Source organism: Hymenobacter rubidus (assembly GCF_016734815.1).
In the GTDB taxonomy this organism is placed as follows: Bacteria; Bacteroidota; Bacteroidia; order Cytophagales; family Hymenobacteraceae; genus Hymenobacter; species Hymenobacter rubidus.
In genome coordinates this window covers 1-17972 of sequence record NZ_JAERQF010000057.1, presented here as the reverse complement: position 1 = coordinate 17972, position 17972 = coordinate 1, and the positions used below count along the sequence as shown (strand labels likewise).

14 protein-coding genes are annotated in these 17972 nt (G+C 59.8%); 2 read left to right on the top strand and 12 right to left on the bottom strand.

Annotation, left to right across the window (positions count from 1 at the left end; translation table 11 throughout):
• Positions 1-717 precede the first annotated feature (717 nt).
• Positions 718-1701 carry a hypothetical protein gene (locus tag JKL48_RS22340; RefSeq protein WP_201987538.1) on the top strand — a complete coding sequence of 328 codons (984 nt, stop codon included), beginning with the start codon at positions 718-720 and terminating at the stop codon, positions 1699-1701.
• Between the two features lie 35 nt (positions 1702-1736).
• Here the strand turns inward: JKL48_RS22340 and hisIE are convergent, their stop codons facing one another.
• From hisIE to hisG, 7 genes are all read right to left on the bottom strand, one after another.
• The gene (gene hisIE, locus JKL48_RS22335; protein ID WP_201987536.1) at positions 1737-2417 is read right to left on the bottom strand and encodes a bifunctional phosphoribosyl-AMP cyclohydrolase/phosphoribosyl-ATP diphosphatase HisIE; all 681 of its coding nucleotides are present in this window, start codon (positions 2415-2417) and stop codon (positions 1737-1739) included.
• Positions 2418-2466: 49 nt separating this feature from the next.
• Positions 2467-3222, bottom strand: coding sequence for an imidazole glycerol phosphate synthase subunit HisF (gene hisF, locus JKL48_RS22330; RefSeq protein WP_201987534.1), 756 nt, complete (start codon positions 3220-3222; stop codon positions 2467-2469).
• 36 nt (positions 3223-3258) lie between these two features.
• A complete protein-coding gene (locus JKL48_RS22325) occupies positions 3259-3975 on the bottom strand; it encodes a 1-(5-phosphoribosyl)-5-[(5-phosphoribosylamino)methylideneamino]imidazole-4-carboxamide isomerase (protein WP_201987533.1) in 717 nt (238 codons plus the stop codon).
• A gap of 26 nt (positions 3976-4001) precedes the next feature.
• A complete protein-coding gene (gene hisH, locus JKL48_RS22320; protein WP_201987531.1) occupies positions 4002-4589 on the bottom strand; it encodes an imidazole glycerol phosphate synthase subunit HisH in 588 nt (195 codons plus the stop codon).
• Between the two features lie 65 nt (positions 4590-4654).
• Positions 4655-5761, bottom strand: a complete 1107-nt coding sequence (hisB, locus tag JKL48_RS22315) for a bifunctional histidinol-phosphatase/imidazoleglycerol-phosphate dehydratase HisB (protein WP_201987529.1) — start codon at positions 5759-5761, stop codon at positions 4655-4657.
• A 49-nt stretch (positions 5762-5810) separates the two neighbouring features.
• Positions 5811-8228, bottom strand: coding sequence for a histidinol dehydrogenase (hisD, locus tag JKL48_RS23670; protein WP_317191984.1), 2418 nt, complete (start codon positions 8226-8228; stop codon positions 5811-5813).
• 12 nt (positions 8229-8240) lie between these two features.
• Positions 8241-9092 carry an ATP phosphoribosyltransferase gene (gene hisG / locus JKL48_RS22300; RefSeq protein ID WP_201987527.1) on the bottom strand — a complete coding sequence of 284 codons (852 nt, stop codon included), beginning with the start codon at positions 9090-9092 and terminating at the stop codon, positions 8241-8243.
• A 447-nt stretch (positions 9093-9539) separates the two neighbouring features.
• Here hisG and JKL48_RS22295 point away from each other — a divergent pair, with 447 nt between their 5' ends.
• The gene (locus JKL48_RS22295) at positions 9540-10142 is read left to right on the top strand and encodes a DUF4202 domain-containing protein (protein ID WP_201987525.1); all 603 of its coding nucleotides are present in this window, start codon (positions 9540-9542) and stop codon (positions 10140-10142) included.
• Here the strand turns inward: JKL48_RS22295 and cobA are convergent.
• The 5 genes from cobA to nirD form a co-directional block, all read right to left on the bottom strand.
• Positions 10131-10871 (bottom strand): uroporphyrinogen-III C-methyltransferase, encoded by a 741-nt coding sequence (gene cobA / locus JKL48_RS22290; RefSeq protein ID WP_236668982.1) that lies wholly within the window; start codon positions 10869-10871, stop codon positions 10131-10133. The two genes, JKL48_RS22295 and cobA, sit on opposite strands and share 12 nt — an antisense overlap.
• Before the next feature lie 44 nt (positions 10872-10915).
• A complete protein-coding gene (locus JKL48_RS22285; protein WP_201987523.1) occupies positions 10916-12424 on the bottom strand; it encodes a rubredoxin in 1509 nt (502 codons plus the stop codon).
• Positions 12425-12437: 13 nt separating this feature from the next.
• Complete coding sequence (locus tag JKL48_RS22280; protein WP_201987521.1) at positions 12438-15950, bottom strand: nitrate reductase; 3513 nt, start codon at positions 15948-15950, stop codon at positions 12438-12440.
• A 188-nt stretch (positions 15951-16138) separates the two neighbouring features.
• Positions 16139-17449: an MFS transporter gene (locus JKL48_RS22275; RefSeq protein ID WP_201987520.1), complete on the bottom strand. Its 1311-nt coding sequence runs from the start codon at positions 17447-17449 to the stop codon at positions 16139-16141.
• A 57-nt stretch (positions 17450-17506) separates the two neighbouring features.
• Complete coding sequence (gene nirD / locus JKL48_RS22270; protein WP_201987517.1) at positions 17507-17860, bottom strand: nitrite reductase small subunit NirD; 354 nt, start codon at positions 17858-17860, stop codon at positions 17507-17509.
• Between the last annotated feature and the right edge of the window lie 112 nt (positions 17861-17972).

The window sequence follows — 17972 nt, the reverse complement described above, 5'->3', positions numbered from 1 at the left end:
TTTTCAGCGTAGGGGCCACGCCGCTCCCGGCCCCGGGGGGCCCGTACCCGCCAAGCCCTCACCCGACCGCCGCCCCGCCGGGGCTGCAACTGCCTAATGAATAACTTACTACCAATATGCCGCCCCGCTGGCGCTGCAACTGCGTAAGACCTAAGTGTATTAATTTATTGCGCTGTTCTAGAAAGGAAGTTGTTTAGTGTTTAGTCAGTCGGTTCCGCTCGGTCAGCCGGCGTAGGCGTCCGCCCGGTTGTTATTCGAACGAGGCGCCATTGGCCGTTGACCGGCGACCGGTCGGACGCATATGCCTCCTACCGGCAAGCGAGAGCCTTTCTACACAGGCATGACCATTGACAGGAGTCGAAGTTTATAATTAATAAAAAAAAGTATAAAAATTGTGCATTTTTTGTACTTTTATATGCGGTGTACTTTGCTTCACGGCACATTTACCTCATTCAACTACAGCTTCTTAGGCATCCGTAGTTGACCAGTACTAAAGGACTCAGTATATAATTATTCACAATAGCTGAGTATAAAATCTGGCACACAAACTACCCACTGCTGTGGAAGGCTGTCAAGATTCCAGCAACAGATGCGGTATCTCCTTCTAAAGCTACACTGATTGAAAGCATATAAAAGTACAAGATATTTGTACGAAATAAACTTTTTTATACCTAATTACGTATCCTGAAAAAAACGCCCCTTCAACTACTGCCTTTAATGCCAAAACTCATAGACTATCCCCGGACCAGCTATACCGGTGCTTGGGAACTGGCCGAAATCACGGACGATACCGGTGGCAAATGTGCCATCGAAACCGCAGCACGCAAACTAAACCGAAAAGTGAGCGGCTCTTTTAAAGCCATCATCGGCTCCGCGGTTAAATTCGGCTTATTAACCAGCAAAAGGGACATGCTAACCACCACAACCCTTTTTAAGCGCATAAAACACGCCTACGATAAGCAGGAGGAACTGGTGTTTCACCGCGAAGCATTCCTGACTCCACCCCTCTTTACGCAAATCTGCCGAAAATTTCGCTCACGCGAGCTTCCGATTCAGATGCTTGATGTAATGTTAATTAGGGAGTTTGGGGTAGAAGAAATAAATGCGCAAAGCGTGGCCAAAGCATTTGTGGACGGCTGCCGCATGGTGGGACTGATTGACGAACGAAACATCATAGCGGACATTGACGCTCTAAACCTGCAAAAAGGCCCGCGTCGTGAGTTGGCAAGTCCGCCGGCACCACTCAATACATTTCGGCCAGAACTTTTACCAGCAACTGGTGACAGTGTTGCTTCAGATACAGAGGCAACAACCCCATCTGGCCAGGTCAGTGTCCCACTGGAATCAACAGATTATATCCGGCCGGTGCAGCCAGTGCGTCAGGAACAACCCACCCAACAAGATGCAATTGCAAGTTTGTTCGGATTGCTTGACAACGATACAACGCCAAGTCCCAAAGGATATCCCATCGCGCCACCTCTTCAAACAGCAACGGCCATCACCAATACACCTGCAACCAAAACAACTGAGCAGAAACCGGATACACCAGCCATTGCCGCCGCCCCGGTAATTGAACCAATAGGGTATCAGGTACAGATAAGTGGGCCTGGGGTAAATACCATCCTGTCCATAACCGACGATGAAGACATTGCACTAGCCATTGCCCTGCTGGAAAAAATTCGACGCCAGCTAAGAAGTTAACAGCGACCAAATAAGCAAACGGGCAGGCAGCAAGATTAATCTTTGTTTTCGGTGAGATGACGGGTATTCGGCAAACGGTGCCGCTCTTGCAGCACCTCAATTACTTCGGCCATGGAAACACCCGAACCGACCAACAAAACAAGCAAATGGTAAAGTAAATCAGCTACTTCGCCCGGCAGGGTTTGGCGGTTGCCGGCAACTGCATCTATCACGGTTTCCACTGCCTCCTCGCCTACTTTTTGCGCAATCTTGCCAATGCCTTTCTTGAACAGCGACACGGTGTAGGACGTGGGTGCTCGTTCCGGAAACTGCTGCCGTTCAACAATCAGACGCTCCAGAGCAGCCAAAAAGCCAACGGCGGCTTCTGGAGCGTGTGCTTGCTCTGGCTGCTCAAAACAGCTGGTAGTGCCGCGATGGCAGGTAGGCCCCTGCGGAAGGGCGCGAATGAGGACCGTATCGGCATCACAATCGATGTGGGTACTTACCACCTGCAGGTAGTTGCCACTGGATTCACCTTTCGTCCACAACCGATTTTTTGAACGAGAGAAGAAGGTGACGCGCCCTTCGGCCTGGGTTTGCGCCCACGCTGCTTCGTTGAAGTAGCCCAGCATGAGCACCTGCCCGGTGTCGGCATCCTGCACAATGGCGGGCGCTAAGCCCGTCGCCGGGTCAAAACGCAAAACAGACGGAGCTTCCGAATCAACAACAATGGCCATGGAAAGACGAATAAAGGGTACCTGGTACAGGTAATGAGGGAATCCGGGACTATTGGCGCATGGGAATGCCTGCGGCGTGCAAGTAAGCTTTGAGCGTAGGAATTGCCGTCTCATTAAAATGAAAGATGCTGGCTGCTAACGCCGCATCGGCCCCACCGGCGAGAAATACATCGGTAAAATCAGCCGGTTGCCCCGCGCCCCCCGAAGCAATAACCGGGACGGGCACGGCGTCGCTCACCGCCCGGGTGAGGTCAAGGGCAAAGCCGGACTTTGTCCCGTCGTGGCTCATCGAGGTCAGCAGCAATTCCCCCGCGCCCAAGCCCGCCGCTTCACGACACCAGGCGACGGCCTCCCGACCGGTTGGCACGGTGCCGGCCCGCGTCATTACCTGCCATTCATCGGCCACCCGCCTGGCGTCTACGGCCACCACGATGCACTGCGAGCCGAAGCGCCGGGCCAGGTCCGCAACGAAGGCAGGCCGCGCCAGCGCAGCCGAGTTAATCGACACTTTGTCGGCTCCGCTGAGCAACAAAGCTTCAACATCGGCCACTGTGCCAATACCGCCGCCCACGGTGAAGGGAATGTCAAGCACACGCGCCACCTCGCGCACCAACTCCGTGAGGGGCTTACGGCGCTGATTGGTGGCAGTAATGTCCAGAAAAACCAACTCATCGGCTCCTTCCCGCGCGTAGCGGGCAGCCAGGGCCACGGGGTCACCGGCATCGCGCAGTCCTTCGAATTGCACGCCCTTTACGGTACGCCCATCGCGAACATCCAGGCAGGGAATTAGACGCTTTTTGACCATAGCTCCGGTTGATATCAAATGGCTAAATGAAATGGCCTACAAAAAAGGCTGCAGGTCCGACAGGGCAATGGTGCCCTCGTACAAGGCTTTGCCAATGATGGCGCCGTGCAAGCCGGCTTCCGCCAAGGCCTCAACATCGGCCACCGTGCTGACGCCACCACTGGCAACAAACCGGGCCGCCGGAAAGGCCGCAACCAAACGCTGATAGATGGGCAGCGAAGGGCCTTTTAATAAGCCGTCCTTGCTCACATCGGTGCAAATAAAGGTTGTGGCACCCGTCGCAAGATAATCGGCCACAAACGCCGTCAGCTGCAGTTGGCTTTGTTCGGCCCAGGCGTTTATCATTATATACTCGCCCATGAAGTCCGCCCCCAGGTAAATGGTGTCTGCGCCATGGCGGGCGAGCCAGGCCTGAACCGTTGCGGGTTCGCGCACCGCCACGCTGCCGGCCGTCACGTGAGCCGCCCCGGCGCTCAGCACCTGCGCCAGGGCCCCAGCGGTTTGAATGCCGCCGCCGGCATCAATGTCCAGGTCGGTGCGGCGAGCAATGGCTTCCAACACGGCCAGGTTAACGGGGCGGCCGGCGCGCGCACCGTCCAGGTCAACCAGGTGCAGGCGGCGCATGCCGGCATCGGCAAAACGCTGCGCGGCGGCCACCGGGTCGGAGTCGTAGGTGGTTTGGCGGGCAAAGTCGCCGGCGCTCAGGCGCACGCACTGGCCATTCAGCAGGTCGATGGCAGGAATTATTTCCACGGATTTACAAGGAAAGCAAACAGTGTTTACAGGGACAAAAAATTGGCCAGAATGCGGGTGCCGACGGCGCCGCTTTTCTCGGTATGGAACTGCACGCCGTGAAAATTGCCGCGCTGAACAGCCGCGCTGAACGGGGCCGGGTGCGCCGCCTGGGCCGTGGTATACTCCCCAACCGGGGCATAATAACTGTGCACGAAATAGACGTGGTCGGCGTCGGTCAGGCCGGCAAACAAGGGGCCGGTGAGGGCCTGCAGGTTGTTCCACCCCATGTGCGGTACTTTGTGGCTAGCATCCGGCACAAACCGCTGCACGTTGAACGGCAGCAAACCCAGCATTGTGGTGTCGTTTTCTTCGCTGTGCTGCCCCAATAGCTGCATGCCCAGGCATATACCCAGAAAAGGCTGCGTCAACGTGGGCAGCACGACATCGAGCCCGGCCATGCGCAAGGCATCCATGGCCGAAGCAGCTTCTCCCTCGCCGGGGAACAAGACTTTGTCGGCTTTGCGCAATGTTTCCGGGTCGGCAGTTAGCGTTGCACTGGCCCCTAACCGCTCCAAGGCAAATAACACAGACTGAACGTTACCTCCCCGGTAATCAACTACAGCAATTTCCATAGAATAGAAACAGAACCAATTTACTCATTTGGACAAATCGTCAATCATTCAGCCAGCTTAATCACTTACAATATTCCCTTGGTGCTGGGAATAGCGGCCGATTCGTCGCGTTGCAAAGCCATTTTTATGGCTTTTGCAACGGCTTTAAAAATCGCCTCGATTTTGTGATGTTCATTGTCGCCGCTGCAGGCAATGTTCAACGTTGCCCGCGCATTGTCGGTGAACGATTTAAAGAAGTGAAAGAACAACTCGGTGGGCAGGTCCCCTACCCGCTCGCGCTTGAAGGAAGCATCCCAGACCAACCAGGGCCGGCCCGAGAAATCGATGGCGGCCTGGGCCAGGGCTTCGTCCATGGGCAAAAGAAAGCCATACCGTGCCAAGCCACGCTTGTCGCCCAAGGCCTGTGCAAAGGCGGAACCCAGGGCCAGCGCAGTGTCTTCCACCGTATGGTGTTCGTCGATGTGCAAATCGCCTTTTACACTAATGTGTAAATCAATACCGCTGTGACGCCCCAATTGCTCCAGCATGTGGTCGAAGAATCCCAACCCGGTATGCACAGAAGTTTTGCCCGTGCCGTCCAGGTTGAGCGTAATGGCAATCTGGGTTTCGTTGGTGTTGCGCTCGATGGCGGCAATCCGGGGCGGGAAGCGCAAGTGCCGGTAAATGGCCTCCCAACTGGTGGTGGTGAGGGCGGCCCGGGGGTCTGGCTCCTCTCCTATCAAAATGGCTTGGCTGCCGAGGTTGACGGCCAGTTGCACATCGGTCAGGCGGTCGCCGATGACAAACGAATTGGGCAAGTCGTATTCGTTCGCCGGGTTGAGGTAGTCGCCGAACATGCCCAGGCCCGGTTTGCGGGTTGGCAGTCCTTCGTGCGGAAAGCTGCGGTCGATGAGTTCGGCCGCAAAATGCACGCCTTCGCCCGCCAGCAGGTCCCGCATGAGCTGATGGGCGGGCCAAAAAGTCTCCTCCGGAAAGCTGGCCGTGCCCAAGCCATCCTGATTGGTGACGAGCACCAACTCGTATTCCGGCAGGTCACGTGCGATTCGGGCCAGGCCACTAATGGCCCCAGGCAAAAACTGAAACTTGTCGGGCGTAAGGCCGTCAATTTGTTGACTGGGCTGGGGCTCAATCAAAATAGTGCCGTCACGGTCGATAAAAAGCGCCTTTTTCAATTCAAGAAAACAAAAAGGATGAAAAGGATAATTACAACAAGGGCCGGGTTTAGTGCACAGCCGTGAAAAGAGCCTGCCCCGCTCCCATCACGGTTCCAATGTCCGTCAGGGCTTGCACCAGCTGTGCATTTTCGGATGCGGTGCCTACCGTGAGGCGGAGGCAACCGGCACAACCGGGCTGCGTGGTACGGTTACGAACCACAATGCCCCGCGCCCGCAGCTGGTCGTACACGGCCGTGGCATCGACCAAAACCCGGACGAGCAGGAAGTTGGCATCGGATGGAAAAATGTGCTCCACAATAGGCAATGTCGGCAGCCGGTCGAGCAGCCAGCGGCGGCCGTCGAGTAGCGCGGCGCGCATTTCGGGCAAGCGGGGCGCCGCGGCCAGCGCGGCCAAAGCGTGCTGCTGGGTGGCCGCCGAAATGTTGTAAGGCGGCTTGATTTTGTCGAGGTAGGCAATGAGCGGCGCGGCGGCATAGGCCACGCCCAGGCGCAAACCGGCCAATCCCCAGGCCTTGGAGAAGGTTTGCAGCACCACCAGCCGCGGAAACTCCGTCAAGCGCGTGGTCCAGCTGGGTGCATCGGCAAAGTCGGAGTAGGCTTCATCGACCACCACGAGCCCTTTGAAGCTGCGCAGAATGGCTTCCATGGTTTCCGTTGCCAGCAAATTGCCGGTGGGATTGTTCGGGGAACACAGGAATACCAGCTTGGCAGGGGAATTGGCCAGCTTTTCAGCGGCATCGGCGGGCAGGTGGAAATCGGGCGTGAGCGGCAGCCGCTCTACGCGCACATCGTTCAGATTGGCCGCCACTTCGTACATGCCATAGGTAGGCGGGCAAATGACGATGCGGTCCTGGCCCGGCGTGCAGGTGAGGCGGACCAAGAGGTCGATGGCCTCGTCGGAGCCGTTGCCGAGGAAAATCTGGTTCGGCGCTACGTCTTTTAGCCGGGCCAAATCCGCCTTGATGGCCCGCTGGTGCGGGTCGGGGTAGCGGCTGAAATCATCGGGCCCCACGGAACCCAGGCTGTTTTCGTTGGCGTCGAGCATGACCGGAGCCATGCCCTCAAACTCGTCGCGGGCCGAAGAATACGGCTGCATGCGCTCGACGTTGGGACGGATGAGGCCCGCGTAGGGCGACGGTTCGGCCATTGCTGTATTACTGGAGGTTTCTAATTCAGCGCCTAAGGTGGCCAGCCGCACCGATACGGCGCGGGCATGGGCGGCAAGCCCTTCGGCTTCGGCCATGGTTTCGACCACCGGACCAAGGGCCTGCAAACCGTCAGCCGACAGCCGCTGAAAGGTGATGTTCTTGGCAAACGAATCCAGCGACACGCCGCTGTACTGGCGGGCGTAGCCGCTGGTGGGCAGCGTGTGATTGGTGCCGGAAGCGTAGTCGCCCACGGCTTCGGGCGTGAGGTGTCCCAGAAATACCGAGCCGGCGTTGGTAACGCCAGCGGCCAGCGCGTCGGCATTCTCGGCGGCCAGAATGAGGTGCTCCGGCGCGTATTGGTTCGAAAAGGCCAGCATGGTGGCCGCATCGCGCAGCAGAATCGCCCGGCTATTGGCCAACGCCTGAACGGCTACTTCGCGCCGGGGCAAAGCTTCCAACTGGTGCAGTACTTCGGCCTGTACCTGCTCCAGGATGGCCGGAGAGTCGCTCAGCACCACCACTTGGGAATCTGGGCCGTGCTCGGCCTGGGACAACAAATCGGCCGCGACGAAGGCCGGGTTCGCCGTAGCATCGGCGATGACGAGGACTTCGGAGGGGCCGGCGGGCATGTCGATGGCAACGCCGTGCTCCGCGGCGGCCAGCTGCTTGGCGGCCGTGACGTAGCGGTTGCCGGGCCCAAAGATTTTATCGACGGCGCGCACGCTGGCCGTGCCCAGCGCCAGGGCCGCCACGGCTTGGGCACCTCCCACTTTCACCACGTTGCCGATGCCCAGCAATCGGGCCACGAACAGGATGACGGGACTGATGGAACCATCGGCCCGCGGCGGCGTGCACACCACCACGTCCGGGCAGCCGGCCAGCCGGGCCGGCACCCCCAGCATGAGCAAGGTGCTAAATAACGGCGCCGTGCCCCCCGGCACGTACAAACCGACGCGCTGCACCGGCACCGCCCGCCGCGAGCAAACGACCCCCGGCATGGTTTCGACCTGCATGTCCGGCGTGCGCTGGGCCGCGTGAAAAGCTTCGATGTTGGCTTTGGCCTGGCGGATGGCGGCCTGCAGCCCGGCCGGCACCTGTGCGGTGGCAGCCGCAAACTCCGCTTCCGACACGAATAGGCTGGTGAGCGTCGCCTGGTCGAGTTCGGCGGTCAGGGAGCGCAAGGCGTCATCGCCACCGGCGCGCACCTGCTCAAAGATGGCGCGCACGCGGGCGGAAACTTCCGGCGCTTCGCCGGCGGCCGAGCGCTGCTGGAGCGCCGGCCAGGTATTGGGTTCGGGATGGGAATGAAACTGCATGGCGGCTACGGGCTAGGCAATCATTTTTTCGATGGGCAGCACGAGAATGCCTTCCGCGCCCACGGCTTTGAGCTGGCTGGTGATGTGCCAGAATTCGTCTTCCTGCACCACCGACTGCACCGATACCCATCCGGCTTCTGCCAGCGGGGTGACGGTGGGCGCTTTGATGCCGGGAAGCAGGCGGCGCACCTCGTCGAGGGCCGAAACGGGGGCATTGAGCAGGATGTACTTGCTGCGCTTGGCCCGGCGCACGGCCTGCATCCGGAACTGCAACTGTTCCAGCAGACCGGTTTGCTCGGCCGTGAGGTTGGGCTGGGCAATGAGCACAGCCTCGGAGCGGAACACGGTTTCCACTTCGCGCAAGCCGTTGCCCAACAAGGTAGAGCCGCTGCTCACAATGTCGCAAATGGCTTCGGCCAGCCCAATGCTGGGCGCAATTTCAACCGAGCCGCTGATGGTGTGGAGGTGGGCCTGCACGCCGTGTTCGGCCAGATAGTGGCCCAGAATGTTGGGGTATGAAGTGGCAATGTTCTTGCCCTGCAACGCCGCAATGGACGGGTACGCATCGGCGCGGGGCACGGCCAGGCTGAGCCGGCACTTGCTAAAGCCGAGGGCTTCGATTTCCAGATGGGGGAAGCCGGCTTCGAGCAGCACGTTTTGGCCCACAATGCCGAGGTCGGCCACGCCATCCTTCACGTAGCCGGGGATGTCATCGTCGCGCAAAAACAGAATTTCGAGCGGGAAGTTGGTGGCTTCGGTTTTGAGTTTGAAGGACGTGCTGAGGAAGTTGATGCCGCATTCGCGAATTAGTGCGAGGGAGTCTTCGCTCAGGCGACCGGACTTTTGAATGGCTAATCGTAGCATGTAAAAGGAATAACAGTAGGGACGCCCGCCCGCGGGGGCACGTCGTAATTCAGCCCAAACCCAGGGGCTCGCCAGCGGAATTTCCCGGAATGTAAAAGGAGGAAGCCGGCGCAACTGCGGCCCGGCCAGTGGCGGTGGAGGCGCGGACGAGCGGGGCTAAGCTAGCACCCGGCACGCAGCCCGGCCCCCCACAGATGGCGATGATGAGAAGCGCCCACAACTGCCCATCCCCCCAAAACCGGGGCGGCACCAACAGCACAAACAAGGGCAGCAGAAAAGCTCATCGGGCACAAAGGTAAAGCGAAAACACGTTCCGCGCTTGGCGGCGGCAGATTTTGTTTTCGCTCCTCATACCCCTAACAAGCTGGAAAGGTTTGGCCGTTGCACCGAAATAGCTACGCACCAGCCCTAATTTGCAGCGGCGCCCCACTCCTGCGCCGTCTCCGCATGCACCTCGCCCCCGACCCGGCCCGCTTCGCCGCCGCCCTCGCCGCCTTCGATGCGGCCAACGCCGAAGACCCCAACCAAGAAACCGATGCCCACGGCCGGCAATGGCCCAAGGAGGTGCTGTATGCCCACCGCATGAGTGCGTGCCTAACCCGTGTGGCGCCCGATGCATCGGAGGCGGTGCAGTTGGCGGCGCGGTGCCAGCACATTCGCCGGTGGGCCATTCCGCGTCAGGACTTTCCGATGACGCGCCCCGGCTACCACCAGTGGCGCAATGCATTGAAGAAGTACCACGCCGAACTGGCGGGCCAGCTCCTGAGCCGCGTGGGCTACAGCCCGGAAATGATTGTGCGGGTGCAGGAATTGGTGCAAAAGCTGCGCCTGAAGGACGACCCGGAAATGCAGCTTTTGGAAGATGTTATCTGCCTGGTTTTTCTGGAATATTATTTCCTGCCATTTGCCGCGCAGCACCCGGCGGAGAAGGTGGTGGAAATTGTGCAGAAAACCTGGCCCAAAATGACCGCGCGGGGCCAACAATTGGCGTTGCAGCTGCCCCTGCCCGCCGAGGCGCTGGCACTCGTCAGCCAGGCCTTAGGGCAATAGCTCGCGTCCCACGTTCACCACCTCGCCGATGAAAATGATGGCTGGATAGGTAATGCCATGATGTGCCACCAGCGCCGGCAGGTCCTGCACCGGCCCCATGGCCACTTTGCGCTGGGGCAGGGAGGCGTGCTGCACCACGGCAGCGGGTGTGGCTCCGCGTCCTTCGGCAAGGTAGGCGGCAGCTATTTCGGCCACTTTTTTTAGGCCCATGTAGATGACCACCGTGGAATTGCTTTGCATGGCCAGGCGCAGGTCGGCGGCCAGGGTGCCATCTTTTTTGGTGCCGGTCAGTATCCAGATGCCCTCGCTCACCACCCGGTGCGTGAGGGGAATGTCCTCGAAGCCCACGGCCTGCATGCTGGAAATACCCGGGATGTAGTGCGCCGCAATGCCATGCGCCCGGGCAAAAAGCATCTCCTCGAAGCCCCGGCCGAAGATGAACGGGTCGCCGCCCTTCAGCCGAATGACGCGGCCCCGGCTGCGGGCTTTTTCCAGGATGAGGGCGTGAATGGTTTCCTGGGGCGTGTACTCGCCGTAGGGCTTTTTGCCCACGTAAATGCACTCGCAGGCGGTAGGGGCCAGCGCCAGCAATTCCTGGTTCGCCAAGTTGTCGTAGAGCACCACGGCCGCCGTTTGCAGCACCTTATGGGCTTTAAGGGTCAGCAATTCCGGGTCGCCGGGGCCGGCACCCACCACAAACAATTCCGGAATAATTGCAGCACCGGCCATAGCAGCTTTTTCGAATCAATAGAAATATGGAGCAGCGGAAAACGCTAGGATACCACGCGCAAGTCTTCGCCCCCAACAGCTACCGGCTCAGGCCAGAGCTCAAAATCAGCCGCGGGCGCTTCGCAGGTGGGGCACTGGTAATTGACCAGCGCCTCCCAGGGGGTGTCCGGTGCAATTCCCTGCGCGGCCTCGCCATAGGCCGAATCGTAGACGGTGAAACAGCGCGGGCAACGGGGCAGCAATTTGGCCGTAGGCACCGTGCCAACGTCCTTTCCTGCCGCTGCAAACTGCTCTGTCGCGGCCTCCTCCCCTGTTTCGTTGCCCAATTGGGCATAGTACTGATGGCACAGCTCGGCCAGGTACCAGCCCAACCGCTCGCGCAGCACCTGCTGCCGGAACAGCACAAAATCGCGCGAGTTGGGGTTGAAATCGCGGGTGTGCAGAATTTCGTATTGTTCGCTGGCCCGGCCCGGCTGCCGGCGCACAATGATGGAGCCAAAAAGCCCGGTTTGGGGCTGGGTTTTGATGGCAAAGCAGAGCTGGAACGTGCGCACGTCTTCTTCGTTGAGGTAGCGCACCAGCTCGTGCTTCAGCGCCAAGCCATCGGGGCACCGATCCTCGACCTGCCAATTGAGCTCATTGGCCGCGTGGCGCACGTTGATGCGGTGGCGGCAGAGCACGGCATCCCACAAGGGCCGGTCGGCCGGAGCAATGCCTTTGATGACCAGTGATTTCCAGGGCGTGGTGCACAGCTCCCCCACGCGCGTTTGCAGGCAAACCCGGCACAGGTCCTGCAGGAAGGCAACGGTAAACTGCTCGTCGCGCCGGTAAATGCCCAGCCAGAGCTGCTGGCCAGCCTTATTGAAGCCTTCGTAGTACGGCAGCGTGAAGGCCGGCAGCACCAGCGGCGCCGCCACAGCCTGCTGCACCAGCGCCAGGCTCGCGCTCACTTTAGCGTACAAACGGGCTCCTGCGGCGGCAACTGTTGCTTCGCCCGGGCGGCCTTCGGCCAGCACCACCCGCTCTATGGCCGCGCTGAGGGCCGGAATATCTTCGGAATACACCAGATGCGGCCAGAAATACAGCCCCCCGGCGCGGGGAAAGCGCACGTAGAGGTACCAATAGTTGGGCGTGTCGGAGGCGATGAAGTTAAGGTGGCCCGTGAAAAACGGCACCAAGGTTTGGTGGCTGTCAACGAGGTTGATTTTGAGTTGCGGCCGGTAGTCGAACAGGTCCAGAATGTCTTTATAAACGCCTTCGCGCAGCCAGCCGGCGCTGTAGAAAACGTTTTCGCCCACGTAGGAGCTCACCAGGTTGGGGTGCTTTTCCGGGTCGGGCTCTCCCCACAAATCGGCGGCGGCCAGGGCTTGCAGCAAGGCCTGGCGCCGGGCGGGCTCTACTTGCAGCAACAGCTGCTGGCGGTGGCCCAGCTGGACCTGCTCCACCCCGGCCTTTTCGGCGGCGGTCAGCACGGTCAGCAGTTCACCAGCCGGTACCATGCCACCCGGCAAATTGATGGCAATGGTGCTTAAAGAAGGGTCGGGAGCAGTCATCAGGAAGTTCAGATTAACCAGCGGCCAGTTCAAGTATGGCCAATTCAGCCGCCAAAATGCGCTGTACTTCGGGCCGGCACGAGCCACAGCCCGTTCCGGCCCCGGTGGTGGCGCTTAGTTCCGGCAGCGTACCGCAACCGGCCCCAATGGCCTGGCGCAGGTTTTCGGTGCCCACGTTGTTGCAGCTGCACACCAGCTTGCCCAGCACCGGCGCCGGCGCCTGGCCGCTGCGCAGCAGCTGCAGGCGCTTGTCGCTGAGTTCGGTTTTGTTGGCAATCAGGTCACGGAACTCCTGAAACTCGCGCTTGTCGCCAATGAGGATGGCGCCCACCAGCCGGTCCTGGTGAATAATGCACTTCTTGTAATAGCGCTGGGCCTTGTCGATGAACACAATTTCCTCGTAATTCTCGTGGTCCGGGCACTCGGGCAGGCCAATGCTGCACAGGTCGAAGCCATGAATTTTGATGATGTTTAGGAAGGTGCTGCCCCGATAAAAGCTTCCCACATCGCCGCTCAGGTAGCGGGCCAGCACGGCGGCCTGCTGCTCGGCCGCGGCTGTGATGCCGTAGAGGGTGCCTTCAAATTCGGCGATTTCGCCCAGCGCAAAGACGTTGGGGTCGCTGGTTTGCAGGTGCGCGTTCACCACCACGCCGCGCTTGCAAAGCAGGCCGCTCTCGCGGGCCAACTCCAGGTTGGGTACCGTGCCAATGGCCATGATGAGGGCGTCGCAGGCTATCCGACGGCCACTTTTCAGGCCGATGCCGGTGAGGCGCGCGCGGCCGTAATACAGCTCCACCTCGTCGTTGAAGTACAGGTCGCAGCCCTGGTCCCGCATTTCATCCTGTAGGAGCTGGCTGCCGAGTGGGTCGAGCTGGCGGTCCAGAAACCGCGAGATGCGTTGCACGATGGTGACTTTGGTGCCCACTTCCCGCAGCGAAGCGGCCATTTCCAGCCCCAGCAGCCCGCCCCCCACAATAACGACGTGCGGGTTGGCCGGCAGGTGGCTTTTGAAATTATCCGCATCGGTGCGGCTGCGCATGGTGAAGATGCCGGGCAGCGTGGGCACGTTGCGCGGCACGGCCGCCCGGCTGCCGGTGGCCATAATCAGCACGTCGTAGTCGGTGCGCTGCCCGCGCGAGTCGACTACATACTTTTCGGCGCGGTTTACTTCTTCCACGCTCACGCCGCGCAGCAGTTGGATGTTAAGCGCGGGCTCCTCCGAATCCTGCATTTTCACCAGCTGCGCCCAGTTCTGGTGGCCGCTGATGTAGTCGGGCAGCATCACCCGGTTGTAGAAAGGAAAATCTTCTTTGCTGAAAATCGTAATTTCATCGTCCTCGTTCAACTCGCGGTACGATTTCACGAAGCCAAAAGCGCCGGCGCCGGCGCCAATAACGACAATGCGCTGCGGCGGCTTTTTATATCTGGCCAGCTGCACGGCGCAGTACTTGAAATCGGGCTCCTTGGAAATAGGGTCCACCACGCCCGAAGTCACATTATTGGCCCGGTTCAAATCCGAACCCAGGATTTTGCCCCAGTGCATGGGCAAAAACACCACCCCCGGCCGAATGCCGCCCGAAAGCCGCGCCGCTACCCGGACCTGGCCCCGCCGCGACTGCACCGCCACCAGGTCGCCTTCTCTAATGTTCAGCGAGGCAGCATCCTGCGGATGAATTTCCAGAAAGGCCTGCGGAATATGCTGGCTGAGTTTGCTTACCTTGCCCGTTTTGGTCATGGTGTGCCACTGGTCGCGGATGCGGCCGGTGGTCAGGATGAAGGGGAAGTCGGCATCGGTGGCTTCGCTGCGAAACGCGGCCGCTACGGGATAAATCCGGGCCCGACCCGATGGCGTGTAAAACTGCTGGTCGGTGAAAAGCCGGGAAGATTCCGACGCGGCCGCTCCGGCGCGATAAGGCCACTGCACCGACCCCAGCTGCTGCAAAACTGAATAATTCAGCCCTGCTACGTCGAGCGTGGTCCCCGCCGTTAGGCCGGCGTGCTCCTCGTAAATGGCGGCCGGGTCCGCAAAATCAAACCCCGAAAACCCCATCGCCCGGGCAAACCGGCAGATTATTTCAGCATCGGGCAAGGCCTCGCCGGGCGCCTCTACCACCTTGGCCAAATGGCTGATACGGCGCTCCGAATTGGTCATGGTACCTTCTTTTTCGGCCCAGCCGGCGGCCGGCAGCACCACGTCGGCATACGCCAGGGTTTGGCACTGGCTGCTGATGTCCTGCACCACCACAAATTTGGCGTTGGCCAGCGCCGCTTCCGCTTGCCGGGCATTGGGCAGGCTGGTGAGCGGATTGGTGCAGATAATCCAGATGGCTTTTAGGAGGCCGGTTTCCAGGGCCTCAAACATTTCGGTGGCCGTGTAGCCGGGGGTGGCCGAAAGTGGCCCGCTACCCCAGTATTGCTGCACCTCGGCGCGGTGCGCGGCGTTGGCCAGGTCGCGGTGGGCGGGCAGCAGGTTGGACAGGCCACCCACTTCGCGGCCGCCCATGGCGTTGGGCTGGCCGGTGAGGGACAGCGGGCCCGCACCGGGCTTGCCAATCTGGCCCGTTATCAGGTGCAGGTTGAGCAAGCTCAGGTTTTTGTCGACGCCCACGGCGCTTTGGTTGAGCCCCATGGTCCACATCGATAAAAAGCCCTGCGCGGCTCCGATGTAGCGGGCAGCCAGACGAATATCTTCCTCCGGCACCCCGCACAGCTCGGCTGCTTCGGTCAATGTCCGCTCCAGCACCATTTGCCGATAGGCGTCAAAACCCTCGGCGTTCTGCTCAATAAAGGCCATGTCAACGTCACCGGCTTCAATCAGAGCCCGCGCAATGGCCTGGTGCAGCACCACATCGGTACCCGGAATGAGTTGCAGGTGCAGGTCGGCCAAAGCGGCGGAGTCGGTGGCCCGCGGGTCCACGACAATGACTTTGGTAGCCGGGTTGGCTGCTTTGTGGGCTTCCAGCCGACGCCACAGAATGGGATGGCACCAGGCGGGGTTGGCGCCCGTCACCAAAACACAGTCGGCCAGTTCGATGTCGTCGTAACAGACCGGGACGCTGTCTTCGCCCAGGGCCATCTTGTAGCCCACCACCGCGCTGCTCATGCACAGGCGCGAGTTAGTATCAATATTATTACTGCCAATAAAGCCCTTAATGAGCTTGTTGATAACGTAATATTCCTCGGTAAGGCACTGCCCCGAGGCGTAAAAAGCCACCGAATCGGGACCGTATTGCGCAATAAAGGTCTTGAAAACGGCGGCGGTCCGGGCCAGCGCATCATCCCAGCTCACGCGTTGGAGCGGGCGGCTTTTGCTGTAGCGCATCTGCGGAAACAGCAGCCGGTCGCGGCGGTCGTTCACGGTGTATTGCAGGTTCAGGCCCTTGCTGCAAAGCGCCCCTTTGTTGACGGGGTAATCGGGGTTGCTGACGACGGTCACGTTGCCATTTTTATCCGGCTTCACCAGCACCCCGCAGCCCACGCCGCAGTAGCAGCAAGTGGAGGGGGCAGCAGCGGTTGGAGTGGCCATATTATAATATAAAGCGTAAAGACAGAGTAGTTTAGAGGGGCGGTTTGGCAAGTTTTTCAGAACGTCATGCAGAGCGGAGCGAAGCATCTCGCGTGCCACTGCCAATCAATAAGATTGAGTTACTACTGCACGCGAGATGCTTCGCTCCGCTCTGCATGACCGCCTATTACTTATCATCCTACAGCGCATTATGCCAGGGCCAGCGGTGCTTCAGGTGCCGACTCGCTTCCCGCTTCCTTTACCACCAGCCGTACCAGCAGCACCACCGCTCCTACCGCGGCCACCCCAATCCCGATGTAGAGAAAAGCCGTGCTGTAGCTAATGGTGGCCGATTTGAACAGGAAACCGACCAGCATGGCGCCCAGGTTGCCGCCCGCGCCCACAATGCCGCTCACGCTACCAATGGCCTGCTTGTTGACGAAGGGCACGATGGAATAAGTACACCCGTTGGCCATTTTGAGAAACAGCGCGAAAAGCAGCATGGCGGCAATGGCCAGCGTGAGGCTGGGCGCCACAGAGAAGAAGGCAATGCCAATACCTTCCAGCACCAACAGCCCACTCAGCAGCAGCCATTTGCCTTTAATGCCGTAGGCACGACCGGTGCGGTCGCTGACAATGCCGCCCAGGCCCCGGGCAAAAATGTTCATGAAGCCGAAAATGCCCGCCAGCACGCCGGCCGCAATAAGCGTAGCCCCGAAATGGTCGACGAAGTACACCGCCGCCACGTTGTCGATGGTGATTTCGATGCCGAAGCAGGCGCCATAAGCCAGGGCCAGCAGCCAGGTGCGGTAGTCGCGCAGAGCCAGCAGGAAGGTGCCGGGCTTTTTGACGGCCGTTTCGCGCGCAATGTCGGCGTAGTTGCCCCGCGGCGTGTCCTCGGTGAAAGTGTAGTAGAGGAAGGCCATAACAAGCAGAATAACGCCGGGCACCACCATGGCCATGCGCCAGGAATTGGCCTTGTCGACATAACCCATCGCCACAAAACCGGCCGCTAACAAGGGCATGAGCATGTTGGCAATGCCGCCGCCCAGGTTGCCCCAGCCCCCGGCCACGGCATTGGCCGTGCCCACCACGTTGGGCGCAAACATCATAGAAGTATGAAACTGCGTGATGACGAAAGAAGCCCCTATCACGCCAATGGCCAGCCGGAACAGCAAGAAACTCTCGTAGCTGTTGCTCGTGCCGATGAAAAGCACCGGAATAGCGCCCACCACCAGCAAACTGGTGTAAGCCAGCCGTGGCCCGATGGTATCGCAGAGCTTGCCCATGAGCAGGCGCGCCAGAATGGTGGCCGATACCGAAGCGATGACGATGTTACCGACCTGGCCCTTGTCCAGGTGCAGTTGCTCGCGCACCAACGGCATGAGCGGCGCAATGCCAAACCACCCAAAAAAGCAGAAGAAAAACGTGAGCCAGGTGAGGTGAAACGTGCGCATCTGCACGCCCTTGGTGGCAAAGATGTTGAGCCGGGTCAGGGGCTGCTGAGCGGTGGTATCCATAAGCTAGGCGGTGAAATTGCGTGGGCTTTTATCGCGCGGGACAGGTTGCAAACAGGTTTAGACCTCCAAACCAATGTACACGTCCGTGCCTTCCACTTTGATGGGATAGGTGCGAATGCTGCATTCGTCGCCGTTCAAACACTCACCTGTAAGCAGCGAAAAGGTGCGTTTGTGAAACGGGCAGGCCACTTTGGGCTCGCAGGCTTCGCCGGTGCTGCCAATCATGCCGCGGGCCAGGGCCATTTGTTGCTTGTGCGGACACAGGTTTTGGGTGGCGTACCACTCGCCGCGCCGGGCAAAATTGAAAATGGCCACCTGCTCACCCTCCACCAAGGCGCAGGCGCCCCCGTCAGCGGGAATATCGGTGGTTTTGCACACGGGCAGCCAGATGATGTCGGTCAGGGTTTCCATAAATTTATGATTATGAATACGTTGTTTACATAAGCAGCTGTTTAGAAAGTCAAAATCGTTGTCATCCTGAGCGCAGCGAAGGACCTTATCACGTCAGAACAATGCCTATTCT

Bases quoted from the DNA above. Each gene is read 5' to 3' on its own strand.
- JKL48_RS22285 (WP_201987523.1), bottom strand. From the start codon at position 12,424: ATGACTGCTCCCGACCCTTCTTTAAGCACCATTGCCATCAATTTGCCG.
- hisIE (WP_201987536.1), bottom strand. From the start codon at position 2,417: ATGGCCATTGTTGTTGATTCGGAAGCTCCGTCTGTTTTGCGTTTTGAC.
- JKL48_RS22275 (WP_201987520.1), bottom strand. From the start codon at position 17,449: ATGGATACCACCGCTCAGCAGCCCCTGACCCGGCTCAACATCTTTGCC.
- JKL48_RS22295 (WP_201987525.1), top strand. From the start codon at position 9,540: ATGCACCTCGCCCCCGACCCGGCCCGCTTCGCCGCCGCCCTCGCCGCC.
- hisD (WP_317191984.1), bottom strand. From the start codon at position 8,228: ATGCAGTTTCATTCCCATCCCGAACCCAATACCTGGCCGGCGCTCCAG.
- cobA (WP_236668982.1), bottom strand. From the start codon at position 10,871: ATGGCCGGTGCTGCAATTATTCCGGAATTGTTTGTGGTGGGTGCCGGC.
- JKL48_RS22280 (WP_201987521.1), bottom strand. From the start codon at position 15,950: ATGGCCACTCCAACCGCTGCTGCCCCCTCCACTTGCTGCTACTGCGGC.
- hisG (WP_201987527.1), bottom strand. From the start codon at position 9,092: ATGCTACGATTAGCCATTCAAAAGTCCGGTCGCCTGAGCGAAGACTCC.
- hisH (WP_201987531.1), bottom strand. From the start codon at position 4,589: ATGGAAATTGCTGTAGTTGATTACCGGGGAGGTAACGTTCAGTCTGTG.
- hisF (WP_201987534.1), bottom strand. From the start codon at position 3,222: ATGGTCAAAAAGCGTCTAATTCCCTGCCTGGATGTTCGCGATGGGCGT.
- nirD (WP_201987517.1), bottom strand. From the start codon at position 17,860: ATGGAAACCCTGACCGACATCATCTGGCTGCCCGTGTGCAAAACCACC.
- JKL48_RS22340 (WP_201987538.1), top strand. From the start codon at position 718: ATGCCAAAACTCATAGACTATCCCCGGACCAGCTATACCGGTGCTTGG.